General features: G+C 65.7%; 16 protein-coding genes. All 16 read right to left on the reverse strand.

Features of this window, described 5'->3' with window-relative positions; translation table 11 throughout:
- Positions 1–44: 44 nt before the first annotated feature.
- The gene (locus ACTNAU_RS07325) at positions 45–1,208 is read right to left on the reverse strand and encodes an amidohydrolase (RefSeq protein WP_441098014.1); all 1,164 of its coding nucleotides are present in this window, start codon (positions 1,206–1,208) and stop codon (positions 45–47) included.
- Positions 1,209–1,295: 87 nt separating this feature from the next.
- On the reverse strand, positions 1,296–1,826 hold the full coding sequence (locus ACTNAU_RS07330) for a S1 RNA-binding domain-containing protein (protein WP_185914841.1): 531 nt from the start codon (positions 1,824–1,826) through the stop codon (positions 1,296–1,298).
- Positions 1,827–1,955: 129 nt separating this feature from the next.
- Positions 1,956–2,192 (reverse strand): FtsB family cell division protein, encoded by a 237-nt coding sequence (locus tag ACTNAU_RS07335; RefSeq protein ID WP_207721190.1) that lies wholly within the window; start codon positions 2,190–2,192, stop codon positions 1,956–1,958.
- A gap of 37 nt (positions 2,193–2,229) precedes the next feature.
- Positions 2,230–2,826, reverse strand: a complete 597-nt coding sequence (gene yabQ, locus ACTNAU_RS07340; RefSeq protein ID WP_185914839.1) for a spore cortex biosynthesis protein YabQ — start codon at positions 2,824–2,826, stop codon at positions 2,230–2,232.
- A complete protein-coding gene (yabP, locus tag ACTNAU_RS07345) occupies positions 2,827–3,123 on the reverse strand; it encodes a sporulation protein YabP (protein WP_185914838.1) in 297 nt (98 codons plus the stop codon).
- Between the two features lie 142 nt (positions 3,124–3,265).
- The gene (locus ACTNAU_RS07350) at positions 3,266–3,505 is read right to left on the reverse strand and encodes an RNA-binding S4 domain-containing protein (RefSeq protein ID WP_185914837.1); all 240 of its coding nucleotides are present in this window, start codon (positions 3,503–3,505) and stop codon (positions 3,266–3,268) included.
- Positions 3,506–3,601: 96 nt separating this feature from the next.
- Complete coding sequence (locus ACTNAU_RS07355; protein ID WP_021659072.1) at positions 3,602–3,904, reverse strand: HU family DNA-binding protein; 303 nt, start codon at positions 3,902–3,904, stop codon at positions 3,602–3,604.
- An 87-nt stretch (positions 3,905–3,991) separates the two neighbouring features.
- On the reverse strand, positions 3,992–4,678 hold the full coding sequence (locus ACTNAU_RS07360) for a MazG family protein (protein ID WP_052537626.1): 687 nt from the start codon (positions 4,676–4,678) through the stop codon (positions 3,992–3,994).
- A 116-nt stretch (positions 4,679–4,794) separates the two neighbouring features.
- Entirely contained in the window at positions 4,795–6,525 is a 1,731-nt protein-coding gene (locus tag ACTNAU_RS07365; protein ID WP_441098015.1) for a putative polysaccharide biosynthesis protein, read from the reverse strand.
- Positions 6,526–7,259: 734 nt separating this feature from the next.
- Positions 7,260–10,439 (reverse strand): UvrD-helicase domain-containing protein, encoded by a 3,180-nt coding sequence (locus ACTNAU_RS07370; protein ID WP_441098016.1) that lies wholly within the window; start codon positions 10,437–10,439, stop codon positions 7,260–7,262.
- A 667-nt stretch (positions 10,440–11,106) separates the two neighbouring features.
- On the reverse strand, positions 11,107–13,227 hold the full coding sequence (locus ACTNAU_RS07375) for a glutamine synthetase III family protein (RefSeq protein ID WP_256136508.1): 2,121 nt from the start codon (positions 13,225–13,227) through the stop codon (positions 11,107–11,109).
- Positions 13,228–13,279: 52 nt separating this feature from the next.
- A complete protein-coding gene (locus tag ACTNAU_RS07380; protein WP_185914834.1) occupies positions 13,280–13,684 on the reverse strand; it encodes a zinc ribbon domain-containing protein in 405 nt (134 codons plus the stop codon).
- A 291-nt stretch (positions 13,685–13,975) separates the two neighbouring features.
- The gene (locus tag ACTNAU_RS07385) at positions 13,976–14,896 is read right to left on the reverse strand and encodes a uridine kinase family protein (protein ID WP_441098017.1); all 921 of its coding nucleotides are present in this window, start codon (positions 14,894–14,896) and stop codon (positions 13,976–13,978) included.
- Positions 14,859–16,361, reverse strand: coding sequence for a coproporphyrinogen dehydrogenase HemZ (gene hemZ / locus ACTNAU_RS07390; protein WP_441098018.1), 1,503 nt, complete (start codon positions 16,359–16,361; stop codon positions 14,859–14,861). Before hemZ ends, ACTNAU_RS07385 begins: the two co-directional genes overlap by 38 nt.
- A 10-nt stretch (positions 16,362–16,371) precedes the next feature.
- Positions 16,372–16,989, reverse strand: coding sequence for an MBL fold metallo-hydrolase (locus ACTNAU_RS07395; protein ID WP_441098019.1), 618 nt, complete (start codon positions 16,987–16,989; stop codon positions 16,372–16,374).
- A gap of 34 nt (positions 16,990–17,023) precedes the next feature.
- A complete protein-coding gene (gene dtd, locus ACTNAU_RS07400) occupies positions 17,024–17,482 on the reverse strand; it encodes a D-aminoacyl-tRNA deacylase (protein ID WP_441098020.1) in 459 nt (152 codons plus the stop codon).
- Between the last annotated feature and the right edge of the window lie 84 nt (positions 17,483–17,566).

Genomic DNA, 17,566 nt, shown 5'->3' on the forward strand with positions numbered 1-17,566 from the left:
TATAGCACAGGATGCCTAAAAATAAAAGGGGATGACTTCTGTTTTTATAAATTATTCACGATTTCGCCATCAATGAAGACGTGGCGCGGGGTCTCGTAGACCGAGAAGGGGTCGCCGGAAAAGAGGGCCAGATCGGCGTCCTTCCCCACCGCCAGCGAGCCCACCCGCCCCTCGAGCCCGCAGATGCGCGCAGGAGTGAGGGTGATGGCCCGCAGGGCGTCCTCCCGGCTCATCCCCTCGCGGACGGCCAGCCCCGCCTCCAGCGGCAGGTACTGGATGGGGATCACCGGGTGGTCGGTGCAGAGGGCCACCTCCACCCCCACCGCCGCCAGCACTCCCGGGGTCTTGGGGGTCAGGTTGCGCAGCTCCGGCTTGGAGCGGTCGCAGAGCAGGGGGCCGCAGATGACCGGCGCCCCCTCTTCCCGCAGGGCCTCGGCGATCAGGTGCCCCTCGGTGCCGTGGACGATGGTCGGGCGCAGCCCGAACTCCCGCGCCAGCCGCAGGGCGGTGAAGATGTCGTCGGCCCGGTGGGCGTGAAAGTGGGCACCGATCTCCCCCTTCAGCAGGGGGAGGAGGGCCTCGCACTTCATGTCCCAGTCGGGCTCGTCAAAGTCCTCGTCCTCTGCCGCCCGCTCCCGGTCCTCCAGATACCGCTGCGCCTTGTAGAGCTGCTCGCGGATGATGGCGGCGGTGGCCATCCGGGTGATGGGGGCCATCTCCTTGTCGTTGTAGACGGTCTTGGGGTTTTCCCCCAGGGCGAACTTCATGGCCGCCGTCTGCCGCAGCACCCCGGTGTCGATGCGGCTCATCCTGGTCTTGACGGCGCAGAGCTGCCCGCCGATGCAGTTGGCGCTGCCCGGCCCGGTGACCACGGTGGTCACCCCGGCGGCCCGGGCCTCGGCAAAGCAGCGGTCCCGGTGGTTGACCGCGTCGATGGCCCGCAGCTGGGGGGTGGCGGGGTCGGTCTCCTCGTTGCCGTCGGCCCCCTCAAAGCCCAGGCCGTCCTCCCACATCCCCATGTGGGTGTGGCAGTCGATAAAGCCCGGGTAGACGGTGAGACCCGAGCAGTCCATCACCTCTTCCCCCGCGGTGGGGCCCAGCTCCTCCATCGGGCCGAGGGCGGCGATCTTTCCCCCCTCGATTTTCAGATAGCCCCTCTCGACGGCCGGGCTCTCCACCGGCACCAGGGCGGCATTGACAAGTATCACGGGCAATTCCCCTCTCTCTTCACAAAAGACACGGCGGCGCTTCCCGCGCCGCCGTGCTCTACGGTCTCTTTCTGATGGGGCCGGTCTCTACCGGGAGCGGCCGCCGCGGGAGTACCCGCCGCCCCGCTTGCCGTCCTGCGAGCGCTTGAGGTCGGACATCCGCTCGTCGCTGGACTGCTTGAACTTGGCCATCATGTCCTCAAAGGTGAGGGGCTTGTCGCTGCGGGGCTTGAAGCCGCCGGAGCGGCCGCCGCCAAACCCGCCCTGGCGGGGACCGCCGGTGCGAGGCGCGCCGCCCGAGCGGGGAGCGCCCCCGGGGCGACCGCCCCTGGGCTGCCCGTCCCGGGGGGCGTAGTCCCGGCGGGGGGGCCGCTGCTGCGACTGGGGCAGCGCCTGTTTCATGGAGAGGGCGATCTTGCCGTCCTCGCCGATGGAGAGGATCTTGACCTTGACGGTCTCTCCCTCCTTCACGTAGTCTTTGATCTCCTGAACAAACGCAGCCGCTACCTCCGAAATGTGCACCATCCCGGTCTTTCCCTCACCCAAATCGACGAACGCGCCGAATTTTGTGATGCCGGACACTTTGCCTTCTACAATCTTTCCAACTTCGAGCTGCATAAAAAATGAATCCTCCCCGCAGTTTCCTGCTTCTGTGAATATTGTGAAATCTATCCGATCCTGCCTGCGGCCCCGCGGGGCCGAAAAACAAAAGGGGGCAGGCGGCTGTTCCGCCTGCCCCCCGGCTCGCTATTTATTGGCGCCGGACGCGTCGGAAAAAATTCTCTCACCCGGTGCGGCGTAGCCCAGTTTCTCCCGGGCGATCCGCTCGATGAACTCGCTCTCCTGGTCGCTCTCGAGGACCCGCTTCATCTCCTCGTTCTCCTGCTGGGTGGCGGTGATGGTGTTTTGCACCTGTTCCAGCTCGTTTTTGCGGGAGACGATCTGCATCTGGGTGGTGATGAGGGACACAGCAATATAGACCATCACTGCTGCAATGGCCAGGTGGACAAGAACGCGCGGTTTATTGGCCCGCTTTTTTGCGGTTTTTGCGCCTCGGCTTTTTTTCATTGCTCTGCTCTCTCTTTGGTTTCTGGTCGGGTGGAGAATGTTTTAATAAATTATACAATAAAACGCGCCTGTCTTTCAAGTGGAATTTTCTCTTGTTTTCCGCCTTTTTGGCCCCGGAAGCAACTTTTTTCCCCAACTGCTTCCCCTTTGCCCCCAACCGGCGGGCCAATTTGATTACCGGGGCGCAGAAAATCTTGTAGAGAAAGTGCAGAAACCGGCTCGCCAGCGAGAGGATCCCCTGGGTCAGGGAGCGGATGAGCCGCCCCAGCGTCAGCAGGTAGAGGGCGGCGCCCAGCCCCTCGCCGATCAGGGCGTAGGCGCGCACCTCTCCGTTTGTGAACTGGATGAAAAAGAGAAAGGTCGCCACCCCGCAGACCGACCAGTAGAGCACGTCCTGCAGGGCGATGACCAGCGCCCCCCACCAGGGGAATACCGCCCGGAGGATGCGAAAGACCTCGTAAAACAGCCCCAGCCCAAACCCCAGCGCCAGGGAGTAGCAGAAGACCCGAAACTGAAAAGGGGCCGAGACCGTCAGCTGCAGGGCGCCCATCTACTTGAATATCCGGGCAAAAAACCCCTTTTCCCGCGGCTGGGAGTCGTAGTAGGTCAGCGACTCGATCTCCCCGTCCAGGGTCAGTTCCCCCGTGTCCACGCTGAGCTTGCCCAGGTGCAGGTCCCGCCCGGTGACGCTGAGTTCCCCCAAATCGGTGTAGAGGACGATGCCGTCCTCGCTGAAGCTGTCGATATCCAAAACCCCGGACACCGTCATGTGCTTGCGGTTTTCCATGATGACGTTGTGGGGCACCTGCCCTTGGCTTTGTCCCGCGGGCTTTCTCTCCTCTTGCATTGCATTGCCCTCCTTTGTTTTACTACAGTCTATGAGGGCCTGTTTTTAAAAAGAACCGGACAATCCCTCCCCACAGATAAAAGGGGGGCCGCACCGCCGGTGCAGCCCCCCCGCCCGGCCCTGCCCTTTAAGGGGGCGGCCACTAGAGGATCTCGTAGTAGTTTTTCGCGTCGTCCTTGAGGGTGTGTTCCACCACCTCCAAAACCCGCACCTTCAGCGGGTTTTGGCCCAGGTCGATCTCGATGACGTCGCCGGGCTTGACGTCGTAGGAGGCCCGGGCCGGCTTGCCGTTGACCGACACCTTGCCCGCGTCGCAGGCCTCGTTGGCCACGGTGCGCCGCTTGATCAGCCGCACCACCTTCAGATACTTGTCCAACCGCACAAAAACACCCCCTCTCGCCCGTCGGCGGGCGCGCGGCCCGCCTGCAAAAAAAGGAACTGGTTCGCACCAGTTCCTTTACAGTCCGATCTCGGAAGCTTACTTGGCCACCGCGTCTTTCAGGGCCTTGCCGGCTTTGAAAGCGGGCAGTTTGGAAGCGGGGATGGTAATCTCCTCTTTGGTGCGGGGGTTGCGGCCCTTTCTCTCGGCGCGCTCGCGCACCTCAAAGGTGCCAAAGCCAACCAGCTGGACTTTATCGCCGGCGACCAAAGCGGCGGAGATGGCTTCGATGGTGGCGGTGACAGCCTTCTCGGCGTCTTTCTTGGACAGCTCAGCCTGCTCCGCTACTTTTGCAATCAGATCGGTTTTAGTCATGTTGCGTTCCTCCAATAATTTCGTCATTTATTTTGACAGAATTCCCAGCCGACGGCTGGGAGGGCGGAAAGTCGCCCGGCAAAAAAGAAGGGGTCCTCTCGAACGCTCACACGCTCACTGGCCCGCTTCCCGCTCGGAATCGGCCTGGATGTACCGGTCGCAGGTCTCGGCCAACAGTTCTTCGCAGTCAATGCCGCTCTGACGGCCCACCGCGACGGCTGCAAAGAGCACATCCCCCAATTCTTCTTTCACATTATCACAGTTTTGCCCGCCTTTGTCAAGCCGCTCCACTGCACTTTTTAGGGCGCAAACCGCATTCTCAGGCGACTTTGAGGAAAACATTGCCAACCCCAGACGCTTTTGCACCTTTTTTGCGCGCATCAGGGCCGGCAGGCAGCGGGGGACCGCCGCGGCGTGCGCGGCGGCCGAGGTCACGCCCCCCTTTTCCCTCTTGATCTCCTCCCAGTCCTTTTTCTCCCCGCCGAAGAGGTGGGGGTGGCGCTCCACCAACTTTTTGCAGATGCCGTCGGCCACGTCGTCAAAGGTGAAGCCGCCCCGCTCCTCCTCCATCGCCGCGTGCATCACCACCTGCAAGAGCAGGTCCCCCAGCTCCTCCTGCAGGTGGGGGGCGTCTTCCTGGTCGATGGCGTCGCAGACCTCGTAGGTCTCTTCGATGAGGTTGCGGCGGATGGACTGGTGGGTCTGGGCCGCGTCCCAGGAGCAGCCGCCCGGCGCCCGCAGAAAGGCCACCAGCGCCCGCAGATCCTCCACCCCGTACCGCTCTTTTGTGGAAAACTCCATTTCCGCACTCCCTTTCGCCGCTCTTTTTGCCATTGTACCCCCCTGCGGCCGGCCCGTCAATTGCCCGCGCCAAAAAGCGGCCCCCACAGATGCGGGGACCGCTTTGCCGGGCCGCCCTAGAGCAGCCCCCATCTGGCCAGCCGGGGGGCCAACTTCTTCCCCCCGGGCAGGGACAGCAGGTCCCCCTCCTCCAGCGAGCCAGTGCAGAGGAGGGTCACCAGGTAGATGGTCGCCCCCAGCAGGATGGCGGGGAGGGCGGCCATCCGCCCCAGCCCCAGGCGGGCGAAGAGGGGGCAGCTCAGCCGGGCCCCCACCGCGCAGAGCGCCCCGCCCAGCAGCGGCCCGAAGAAGGAGCGGCCCCAGCCCAGGGAAAAGCCCACCTGCCGGGTGAGGATCACCAGGGCCGCCGCGGCGATGAAGAGGTAGCACAACAGGGTGCCCAGGGCGGCCCCCTTCAGGTTGTACTGGGGCAGCCGGCAGAGGGTCAGGTTGCACCCCAGCTTGATGAGGGCCCCCACCCCCATCAGTTTGACCGGCACCTCGGCCCGGCCCACCCCCTGCAGCATGCTGTAGACTGGGGCGGTGTAGCCCAGAAGGGCCCCCGCCAGCCCCAGCATGGTCAGCGAGGGGGCCACCGCCGCGATCTCCTGCGGCCGGCCGGCGTAGAGCAGCTCCAAGATGGGGCGGGAGAGGGCCGCCAGCCCCAGCCCGGCGGGGATGCAGAGGACCGAGGTCATCCGAAAGACCGAGCGCACCCCCTTCTTCAGCGGTTCCCCTCCGCCCGAGACATAGGCGGCGGTGACCGCCGGCAGGGCGCTGGTGGCAAAGGTGGCCGTCAGGGCCGGGATCAGGTTGTAGAGGGTCACCCCAATGCCCGAATAGGCCCCGTAGAGAAAGGCCGGTATCTGGCCGGCGGGGAGGGAAAGGCCGTACATCCGGTTGATGAGGTCGGCCCCCGAGGCAGCGGCCACCTCCAGGCTGTTCATCACCGAGAAGAGGTCGATGACCGAGGTCAGGCTCACCGCAAAGGTGCCCAGGCAGACCGGCAGGGCGATCTTGGCCAGCCGGCGGGCGATGGAGCGGGCGCTCTCGCTGCGGGGGGCGGCCCGCATGGCCGCCGGGGAGATGGTCTCCCGCCCGAACTTGTACTTGCACCCCAGGTAGACCGCCGAGGCCAGGGTCGAGAGGGCCACCCCCAAAATCGCCCCCGCCGCCGCATAGGGCATGGCCAGCTCCTTGGCGGCGGCCAGGTCCGCGGCCGGGCGGCCGAAGACCGCGCCGGTGTCGGCGTAGCCCTGCAGGGCGTAGACAAAGGTGCCGTAGCACAGGCCGATGCCCAGCACCAGTTTGGCCACCGCCTCCACCACCTGGGAGACGGCGGTGGGGATCATGTTGCGCATTCCCTGGTAGTACCCCCGCACCGCCGAGGTGACGCAGCCGAAGAGAAGGCTGGGGGCCAACATGGCCACCGCCAGCCTGGCGTCGGGGTTGCCCACCAGCCGGCACAGCAGCCCGCTGCCGAAGAAGAGGAGGCAAAACCCCACGCCCCCCACCGCCAAAAAGAGCCAGACCGACAGCCGGACGATCTTGCGGGCATCCCGGTAGCGGCGCTGGGCCACGCTCTCGCTCACCAGGCGGGAGACCGCCGCCGGGAACCCGGCGATGGAGAGGGCGTAGATGGGGTTGAAAATCTCGTAGGCGGTCATGAAATAGGCCATTCCCGTCCCGCCCAAGAGGTTCATCAGCGGCACCTTGAAGAGGGCGCCAAGCGCCTTGACCACAATGGTGCTGACGGCCAGGATGACCGCCCCCTCCAAAAACGACTGCCGCTTGCTTTTGCTGCCCATCCGCCTTTTCCCCCCGTCCTCTTCGCACTGCCTTCTCCCCTTTTTATATGCCCTGGGGGAAAGGGATATGCGGCGGCTCTCCCCCGCCCAAAGGCGCAAAAAGAGCGAGCGCCCAAAGGCGTTCGCTCTTTTGTTCTGCAGGGACGCCGTCTCCCAAACCAAGCTGGCACCGCCCCGCAGGGCCTCCCCTTTTCAGGCGGCACAGGGCCTTTGCCAACGCCGCGGAGAGAAGCAGTTGGCCGCCCCAAACGGCACCTTCTCCCCCCGGCAGTTGAGACGGCCTACCACTTTGGCAGACGCGGCCTCAACTCGGCTCCCGCACCGACCGGTCGAGGTCGGGTGACACCTCTTTTCCCCAATAGGCGCTCCCGCCGCTCACCCGGTCGAAAAACTGGCTATCATACCGTTCTCGGCGGAAGGTGGCGGGTCGCAAAAGGTGGAATACCTCTCCACCAGGGCGTTGACCTCCTTCAGTGTACCACCTCCCCCTCGAATTTGCCCGACAGACAGCAGAGGGTGCAGCACTTTTTCTCCTCTTGACAGGCAGGGCAATCGACTGGTCCTCCCCGTCGAGAAAGGATCTGACTGCGATTTGGAAATCTGTGGGCTTCTCCCTTCGGCACGGCGCGTTCGCCCTGCCACCGGCAGCTTGCCACGGGGCCGCCACACGGCATCTCGTCCGCTGCGGCAACACCTGAATTTTTCACACAGCAGCCCATTGCCGCCGTCGCGCCTCAAAACAGGGTCATCTGCTTGGCGGCGGGGGCCTCCCCCACCGCCTCGATTTGGCAGGCCCCGGCGGGCAGCTCCTTTTCAAAGGGGGAGGGGTCGCCCCAGCCGGCGAGGATCAGCTCCTCCTTTGCGCGGGTCATCCCCACATAGCACAGCCGCCGCTCCTCCTCCCTATCCACCGGGCCCCGGCCCGATTCCAGGGGGATGGAGCGGTCTTTGAACCCGGCCAGAAAGACCACCGGGAACTCCAGTCCCTTGGCCCCGTGCAGGGTCATCAGAGAGACCGCGCCCGAGGCGTATTCTCTCCCCGAGGCCCGCCTCAAGTCCCCCTCCCTGCCCAGGAGGAGGGTCTCCAAAAAGGCGGGCATGGTGGGGGAAAAGACGGCCATGGCCAACAGCCGCTCCACCGCCTTCTCCCCTCCGCCCGGGCAGAGGGCGACCCACCGCTCCAGCAGCTTGCGGGGCTTCTCCTTGGCCGCCCGGGGCAGCAGCTCCTCGGCGGCCGCCAGCCAGCAGTTGACCCAACTCTGCCCGCCAAAGGCGTCCCTCAAAGCGGGCAGGTCCCAGGCCCCCGCCTCCCCCAGCTGGGCGGCGACGGCCGCCGCCAGGTCGGCCGGGCAGCCAAAGCCCAACTGCAGCCCTGTCTCGGCCGAGAGGGCGTCCCCCGGTTCCAGCAGGGAGCGAAAGAAGCCCAGCGCCCCCCGCACCCGCTCGTCCTGCAAAAAGTCCTCCCGCCCCGCAATCACGCAGGGGATGCCGTCGTGGCGGAGGCACTCCTCCACCGTCTCCAGCTGGCGGTGGGTGCGGCAGAGGACCGCCATCTCCGAAAAGGCGCGCAGCCGTTCCGGCTCCCTTCCCCGGTTCCCGGCGGCGAGCATGTCCATCCCCCCGGTCATCCGCCCAATCTCTTTGGCCAGGGCGATCCCCTGGGAAAACTCGCTCCCCGCCCGCAGCAGCCGCACCGCCGGGCCGTCGGGGCGGGTGGCCTCCAGCCGCCGCGGGCCGCCCGGGTTGTGGGCGATCAGGGGAAGGGCGCAGCCCAGCACCTGGGGGGTGGAGCGGTAGTTTTTCACCAGGGCGATCTCCCGCAGGGCCGGACGCTCCGCCCGCAGCCGCTCAAAGCAGCGCCCCTCGGCCCCCCGAAAGCCGTAGATCGACTGGTCCGGGTCGCCGATGACAAAGAGCTGACCCCCCCGGCTCCACTTGGCCACCAGCCGGTACTCCAAATCGCTCACGTCCTGGAACTCGTCCACCAGCAGGTGGTGAAAGCACCGCTTGCCGGCGGTGTCCAGCGCCAGGGCGTCCAGCAGCAGGTCGTCAAAGTCCCGCAGACCGGCGGATTGCAGCCGGCGGCCGTACTCCTCGAAGAGGGAGAGGGGCACCCCCGCGCTGGCAGGGTCGCTTCCCCCCTTGATGCGGGAGATCCCCTCCAACACCTTGCGGGGGGCGATTTTCAGCCCCATCCCCCCAACGATTTGGGCGCACAGGGCCAGCGCCTCCCCCTCGCCGATGAGGGCGGCGCCCCCCAACAGCTCCCGGCAGATGGCGTGGAAGGTCCCCACCGTCAGCCCCCGCAGGGCCCGTTTGCCCCCCAGACGCCCCTCCAACCGGGCCCGCAGTTCGGCCGCCGCCTGATTGGTAAAGGTGACGGCGGTGATCTCGGTGGGGCGCACCCCCTTCTTTTCGATCAGGTGGGCGATGCGGGCCACCAGGGTGCCGGTCTTGCCGGTTCCCGGCCCGGCAACCACCGCCACCGTTTTCTCCCCCGCCTCCACCGCCTGGCGCTGCTGTTCGTTGAGGACTGGGCCCCCCTGCACCAGCGGTACGGCGGCTGTCCCTTCCCCCTTCTGGGATCTGGAAGGCCGCTTTGCCCCCCCGGTCGCTGCCCTCTTGCGGCTCCCCGGCCGGGACGCGCCAAAGAGGGAGACCTGGCCGCTGAGCACCTCGATCTCCGAGGGGGAGAGGAGGGTGATCGTTCCGAACTGGCCGTCAAAGCCGGGGATGCGCTCCACCTCCCCCGCCCGCAGGCGGCGGATCCCCTCCTCCACACAGGGGCCGGCGGCCAGCCCGATCTGCGAGAGGGGCACCTCCCGCAGGATGGCGAACTCGGGGCCCAGCTCCGCCAACATCTCCATGTACTGGGCCTGCACCCGCTTCCCCGCCGCCGACGCGCCGACGCTGGCGGCAATCACCTCGGGCAGGGGGCAGATGCTCTCGAAGGGCTTGGCCCCTTGCCGGGCCGCGCCCCGAGGCCGGTCGGCCAGCTCCTCCACCCGGTGCTCCACCCCGATGGTGATCTTCTTGCCGCAGACCGGGCAGACCCCGCCCAGGGCGATGGTCTCCTCCGGCGAGAGGCAGAGGCCGCAGTTTCGGTGCCCGTCCAGGTGGTACTTCCCCTCCTCCGGAAAAAATTCCAGCGTTCCCGCCAGCCCCTCGCCGGTCTGGACGGCGCGGGCCATCCCCGCAAAGGAGAGAGGGCCGTCGATCAGGGTGCCCTCCCGCCCCAGCTTCTGGGGGGAGTGGGCGTCGGAATTGGAAATCAGCTGCAGCCCGTCCAGGGCCGAGACCCGCCAGTTCATGGGCGGGTCGGAGGAGAGGCCCGTCTCCACCGCGCGGATGTGGGGGGTGAGCTCGCCAAAGCACTCCTCCAGGGTGTCAAAGCCCGAAAAGGCCCCAAAGAGGGAGAAGTGGGGTGTCCAGATGTGGGCGGGGACAAAGACCGCCTCCGGGCAGACCGCAAGGGTGATCTCCAGCAGGTCGTGGCTGGAGAGGCCCAAAATCGGCCGCCCATCGGAGTGGACGTTGCCGATGGCCTCCAGTCTCTGGGCCAGCTCTTCGGCCGCCTCCAGGCTGGGCAGCAGGATGCAGTTGTGCACCTTGCGGGTCTTGCCCCCCTGCTTGTAGATGGAGCTGATCTCCCCCGACAGCACAAACCGCGGCGGCTCCCGCACCCCGGCAGTGTCGTCGGGCAGGCGGTATTCCGCCTTGAGGGTGTAAAGCCCCTCCTCGGCCGGCTCCAGGCACTCCTTTAAGGACGCCCGCCAGACTGGGTGGGTAAAGTCCCCAGTCCCCACCAGGCCGATCCCCTTGCGCCGGGCCCAGAGGTCCAGGTGGGAGGCGTCACAGTCGGCGCTGGTGGCGCGGGAGTACTTGGAGTGGATGTGCAGGTCGGCGATATACATAAAGCCCCTTCTCTCGTCTTTTTCCCCCATTTTACCCCTTTTTTCGCCGCCGGGAAAGGGGCAAACGAAAAGAGGGCCGCGATCCCTCCGGCCCTCTCCCCTATTTTGCCATGTTGTTGCCCGCCGCCGGCGCTAAAAGGGAAAGATGTGTCCCCCTCTGTCCGACGGGCGGAAACCGTCTTCGGTGAGGCGTTTTGTCTGCTGTGAGGCAGGGGGGAAGACAGCTTTCCCCCTTTGCCCTCCGTTTTCCCAGGTAGGCAGCCATCTCGCACAGCACCTCCATCTGCCGCTCCACCTCCGGCCAAGTAGCGCCCTCCTTTCCTTTTTTCCGCCGGGCGGACCCACAATGCTGCGCGGCTTTTGTTCCCCTTCACCCCGCACCGGACAGACGACAACTTTGCACAATCTATCCGTTCTCTTTCCCAAGTCGGCTATCGGCCGGCTGTGCGAAGCGCGTCTGTTTCACTTCCCCCTTCCTCTAGCAGGATAGACAGCGGTTTTGCACAGCAAAATGCCAGGGCGGCGCTCTGCGGCAAATCGACTGTCAAACAGCCGCGCAAGGCGCGCCTGTCGCCCCCAGGCCGGACAGACGACGGTTTTGCGCAGCAAAATGCCAGGGCAATGCCCTGGCAAGTTGGATGTCAGACAGCCGCGCAGAGCGCGTCTGTCAGGCCTGCTCGTCAAAGAGGATCTCGTCGTAGGTGGGCAGGGGCCAGAACCGCTTGTCGACCACCGTCTCCAGGTAGTCGGCGGTCTCCCGCACCGCCCGCATGGCGGGGATCAGCACGTCCCGGCAGTAGGCAGCGGTGGCGGGGTCCTCATAGGCCCCCAGCTGGGCCACGGCGTTGCGCAGCACCGCTGTCTGGTCGTTGAGCTGGCGGCAGTTTTCGTCCAGGTCGTAGATGTGCTCGCGCAGGAACCCGCTCTCCAGCTCGGCCTTCCCCAGGGCGACAAACTCGTTGGCCTGCTGGGCCAGGTAGGCCCGCACGGCGGGCAGCAGCTGGCGATTGCACATCGAGAGCATGGTCTTCGCCTCGATGGCGCACTTCTTGCTGTAAGTCTCCAGGACGATCTCGTAGCGGGCGTCCAACTCCACCCCGCTGTGGACCGAGAACTTCTCAAAGACCCGCCGCACCTCCGGCTCCTTGAGGACCTCGGCGGCCTCCACCGTGTCCCGCACACACCGCAGGCCCCGGGCCCGGGCCTCTTTCTCCCAGTCCTCCCCGTAGCCGTTGCCGTTGAAGAGGATCCGCCCGTGCTCCCGGTAGATTTCGCTGATGATCTGCTGCACCTCGGCGTCAAAGTCCTGGCAGCCCTGCAGCCGCTCGCCGATCTCCGAGAGGACGTCGGCGCAGATGGTGTTGAGCACCGTGTTCACCCAGGAGATGGACATGGACGCCCCCAGCATCCGAAACTCGAACTTGTTGCCGGTAAAGGCAAAGGGCGAGGTGCGGTTGCGGTCGCTGGAATCGGCGTGCACCCGGGGCAGGGTCGCTACCCCCATGTCCATGATCTTGCGGGGGCAGCCCTCCCTGTCCCGGTTGCCGTCGGCGATCTTCTGCAAGATCTCGTGGATGTCGCTGCCCAGGTACATGGAGAGGATGGCCGGCGGCGCCTCGTACCCGCCCAACCGGCAGTCGTTGGTGTAGCTGGCGGTGGAGAGGCGCAGCAGCCCGCTGTATTTGTCCACCGCCTTGATCATGGCCGAGACGAAGAGGAGGAACATCATGTTGTCGTAGGGGGTCTTCCCCGGCTCGAAGAGGTTGAGCCCGGTGTCGGTGGTCAGGGACCAGTTGTTGTGCTTGCCCGAGCCGTTGATGTACTCAAAGGGCTTTTCGTGTAGCAGGCAGCAGAGCCCGTGGCGGGCGGCCACCTTGTGCAGCGTCTCCATGATGATCTGGTTCTGGTCGGCGGCGATGTTCACCGAGGAGTAGACCGGCGCCAGCTCGTGCTGGGAGGGGGCGGCCTCGTTGTGCTTGGTCTTGGCGGTAACCCCCACCTTCCACAGCTCGTTGTCCAGCTCCTTCATGAAGTAGGAGATCTTCTCGTTGAGGTTGCCGTAGTAGTGGTCCTCCAGCTCCTGGCACTTGGGGGGTCGGGCGCCGAAGAGGGTCCGCCCGGCGAACTTGACGTCCAGCCGGGAGTTCAGGTACTTGCGGTCGATGAGGAAGTACTCCTGCTCGGCCCCCACCGAGGGGGTGACCTTTTTCACGTCGTAGAAGCCGAAGAGGTTCAAAATCTTCAGCGCCTCCTCCTCCACCGCCTTCAGGGAGCGCAGCAGGGGGGTCTTTTCGTCCAGCGCCTCGCCGGTGTAGGCGCAGAAGGCGGTGGGGATGCAGAGGGTCACCCCCGACTTGTCCTCCTTCAAAAAGACCGGGGAGGTGCAGTCCCACATGGTGTAGCCCCGGGCCTCAAAGGTGGCCCGCAGCCCGCCGGAGGGGAAGCTGGAGGCGTCGGACTCGCCCTTGATGAGCATCTTCCCCGAAAAGGCGGTGATCACCCCGCCGTCCCCGGTGGGGGAGATAAAGGACTCGTGCTTTTCGGCGGTAAAGCCGTTGAGGGGCTGGAACCAGTGGGTGTAGTGGGTGGCCCCCCGAGAGATGGCCCACTCCTTCATGGCGTTGGCCACCACGTCGGCCAGCTGGGAATTCAGTGTCTGGCCCTTTTCAATGACGCTCTTGAGCTCCAGATAGGTCTTGTGGGGGATGTAGCGCTGCATCACTTCGTCGTCAAAGACGTTCTCGCCGAAAAAGTCGATGGGGTAGTTTTTTGCCCGTTCCATGCTCATAAAAGTACCTCTCTCCCTGTCTTCTCTCTTCTTCTCTCTTCTGCCTGCCCCTTTACTCCACGGGGGGCTGGGGTTCCTTCTCGCCCTCATCCTCCTGCAGTTTCTGCCCGCAGGAGATGCAGTAGAGGGCGTAGTCGGCGTTTTCAAAGCCGCAGCGGGGGCAGTAGATCTTCTTGCTGCCGCCCACGCTGTCGTACTGGCTGCGGGCCTCCCGCAGCTGGTCCACCAGGGCGTCGATCTGCCCCATGCACTCGTCCAGCAGGGGGGCGTTCTCCTTGCCGGCCTTCTTCAGCCCGTAGACCAGGGCCCCCAGCTTCCGCTGCTGCTGGCGCAGCTGGTAGCTGAGCTTCTCGATGCGGTACTTGAGCTTTCCCTTTTGCACCAACTCGTCTGCCTTGTTGCCGGTGTAGTCAAATACCTGTTTGGTGGTGTCGGCAAAATCGTCCCAAAATCCCATGGTCGCAAACCTCCTGTCGCGTCTTTCAAAATGTGCAGGCGTATCAGTTTAAACCAGTCAACCTGGTTTCAAACACTCTATTTTTTCTCCATCTCTCGTCCCCGTTCTCCCCCGCGGGGGGAGACAGAGGGGGGCCAGGGGGGTGGCGGGAGGGGGCGCAGTCCCCTCCCATCCGTCCCGCAGGCGGACATGTGCCGACGGAGGGACACCTCTCGCGGGTTCCGCGGCGGAGCGGAGCCCGTGCAAGGGGGGGGCCATGAGGGGGGCGGTAGCCCCTCTCACGCTTGGGTACTACCCGATAAACTCCTGCACCATGGCGTCCTTGGACACCAGCGCCGGCTCAATGGGGACAAACCGCTGCAACTTGCGCAGGATGTGCCCCACCTTGCCGGTCTGGGGGATGTCCCCCATCCCCTCCAAAATCGCCCGCAGGTAGCCGGCGTAGATGCCCGGCTCGTAGCCGAAGGCGGTGTTGACGTAGTAGTCGCACTCGGACCGGTAGGGCTTGATGTAGATGAACTCCCCGTCGCAGACGTAGGGCCAGATGTCCACCGTCTCGGCGCCGGAGACGTTGCGGTGCCGGCAGTCGCGGACGATGCGGCGGCAAAAGCGCAGGTCGTTGGTCTTGAGCACCACATCGTCCCCCACGAACCGGTCCATGGCGGTGGCGTAGACCCGCTTCACCCGCCCCTCGATCCCCCGGGTCAGCAGGGGGTTGAGCCCGTGGATCCCCTCGATGATCAGGGCCTGGTCCCTCCCCAGGGAGATGTGCCGGGTCTCCTCGGCGCGCTGCTTGACCTGAAAGTCAAAGATGGGGAACTCCGCCTCCCCCTCGGCCAGCAGCTTCTCCATGCAGGCGGTAAAGCAGTCCAGGTCCAGGGAGTGGACCGTCTCGTAGTCCTCGGTGCCGTCCTCCCGCTTGGGGCAGAAGCCCCGCCCCCGGTAGAAGTCGTCCAGGGAGATGACCCGCGCCTCCACCGAGCGCCGGCCAAAGGCGGCGGCCAGCTTGTGGGCGGTGGTGGTCTTGCCCGAGGCCGAGGGCCCCGCCAGCATAAAGACGTTTTTCTGCCCCAGGGTCTCCAGCGCGTCGCCCACGATGGCGGCCAGGGCACTCTCGTAGCGGTGGTCGCAGGCGGCAATAAACGCCTTTGGCTCCTTGGCCCGGAAGTTTATCTCATACAGCGGGATGTTCCGCTTCTGAAAGACAGCCATAAAATTCCTCCAAACTCCCCTTGCGCTCCAACACAGTTGCAAACTGGCGGATGTACTCCTGCGGGTACTTGTAGTTGAAACTGCGCTCGATGGGGCGGGTGCCCCGGCCCACCAGCTTGGTCACCGAACCGGCGCCGCAGCCGAGGATGGTGTGCAGCTCCTCCATCATGTAGATGTTGTATAGCCCCTCGGACCCCGGCTTGGCATAGCCCACATTTTCCAGGTTGGCGAGGGTGTTTTTCTGCCGGTAGAGGTAGTAGGGGTCGTACCCGGCCGCCCCCAGGGTGGCGGCGGCGTAGTCCACCATCCGCTCCACCGGGGCGTCGGCCGCCGCGTAGCGGACCATTGCGGTGCTCTTCAAATCGGCCGCCCGCTTGACCGAGAGGGTGTGCACCGTCACATTTTCGGGGTCCAGCGCCACCACCCGGTCCAGGGTGGAGACAAAGCCCTCGTAACTGTCCCCTGGGAGCCCGGCAATCAAATCCATGTTGATGTTTGCAAAGCCCGCCTCCCGGGCCTGGCAGAAGCTCTCCACCGTCTGGGCGGCGGTGTGGCGGCGGCCGATCCTCTCCAGCACCGCGTCGTTCAGGGTCTGGGGGTTGATGTTGATCCGGCTCACCGGGTACTGCCGCATCGCCCGCAGCTTCTCCCGGTCGATGGTGTCCGGCCGCCCGGCCTCGACGGTGAACTCCTCCAGCGGGGTTTTCACCAGGGAGAAGAGGTGCCCCAGCAGCCGGTCCATCTGCCCGGCGGTGAGGATGGTGGGGGTCCCCCCGCCGATGTAGGCGGTGCGCAGCCGCAGCCCCAGCCGTTCCACCAGGGCGAAGGTGGCGCTGATCTCCTGCAGCAGCAGCTCCAGATAGGGCTCCACCAGTTTATGCGTCTTCTCCACCGAGTGGGAGACAAAGGAGCAGTAGAGGCAGCGGCTGGGGCAGAAGGGGATGGAGATGTAGAGGCTCACATCCCGCGGCCCCGCCGGGGGGAGGGGGGCCAGGGCCCGCTCCTGCACCCGGGCGGTCTGCAGGGCCAGGTCAAACTTCTGCTCGCTGACCCGGTACTCCCCGCAGAAGAGGCGGCGCAGATCCGCCTCGCCCATCCCCCCGTCCAGCCGGCGGCGGATGTTCTTCACCGGCCGCACCCCGGTGAGCACCCCCCACTTGGGGCGGTAGCCGGTCACCTGGGAGAAGAGGCGGTAGAGCAGCTCGCCAAAGGCCATCTCACAGCGCTGTTTGTGGCCCGGCTCCCCCGGCGCCACCGCACAGTGGGCCCGCAGGGTCTCGCCGCCATCCCCCAGCCGGCAGAGGGCCAGCAGCCGGGTGGCGCCCCTCCCCTCCCGCAGGTAGGTCAGCACCTGCCAGTCGGGCTGTTTTTCAAAGGCCGTCTCCACCCGCTCGCCGGGGAAGAACAGACCCACCAGGTTCTGCACCTCGTACTGCAGGCGGTGGCCCAATACCAATACCTTCATCGCTCCGCCCCTACGCCATAAAGGCGGGGTTGTGCCGCCGCTCTGCGTCCAGGTTGGTCACGTCCCCGTGGCCGGGGTAGACGGCGTAGTTGCCCTCCAGCGCGGCCAGCCGGGCCAGGGAGGTCTCCAGCCAGGGCAGGCTGCCGCCGGGCAGGTCGGTCCGCCCCACGTTGCCGCAGAAGAGGGTGTCCCCGGTGAAGAGGGCCTTCCCCCCCAGCAGGCAGATGCTCCCCTCGGTGTGGCCCGGGGTGAAGAGCACCCGGAAGAGCAGGTCGTCCACCTTGAGCCCGTCCCCGTCGTGCAGCAGCACGTCGGCCCGGGGCTGTGCCTCGCAGGGCATGCCGAAGAGGGCGGCCTCCCGGTCGGCCCGGGGCAGGCGGTAGGCGTCCTTCTCGTGGATGGCGATCTGCGCGCCGGTGAACTCCTTCACCTGCCGCAGGGCCCCAATGTGGTCGAAGTGCCCGTGGGTGAGGACGATGTACTTCACGTCCACCCCCTCGGCTTTGATGCACTGAATGATGGTGTCGCCGCTGTCCGCCGGGTCGATGAGGATGCCGGTCTTCTTCTCGCCGTACACCAGGTAGCAGTTGGTGCCCAGGGCACCCAGGGTCATCATCCCAATTTCCATGTGTTCCTTCCTTTCGCGGGGCAGCCCCGCCCTCTCACTGTTTGACGATCTCCGCCGAGTCCAAAATCAGGGTCACCGGCCCGTCGTTGACCAGATCCACCGCCATGTCGGCGCCGAACTGGCCGCAGACCACCTCCGCCGCCCCGGCCGCCCGCAGACCCGCCGCCAGCGCGTCGAAGCAGGCGGAGGCGAAGTCGGGGCGGGCCGAGCGCTCAAAGGAGGGGCGCCGCCCCTTTTTACAGTTGGCGCAGAGGGTGAAGTTGGGCACCGCCAGCACCGAATACCCCTGGTCCAGCAGGGAGAGGTTGAGCTTCCCCGCCTCGTCGGAGAAGATGCGCAGGTGGACGATCTTCTGTACAAAGGCGTCCACGTACTCTTCCCGGTCGCCCTCCTCCACCCCGAACAGGATCACCAGGCCGGGGCCGATGCCCTGCCGGGGCCCGCCGTCGATGGCCACCCCGGCCGAGGTGACCCGCTGCAATACCGCTTTCACCGCGCTCGCTCCTCTCTCTTCTTCCCGGCGGCGGATGGCCCGCCCGCCGATTTTTCACAAGTATACCACCCCGCCGGGCCATCG

The sequence above is a fragment of the Bittarella sp. HCP28S3_D9 genome (assembly GCF_052065655.1).
Lineage (GTDB): Bacteria > Bacillota > Clostridia > Oscillospirales > Ruminococcaceae > Bittarella > Bittarella massiliensis.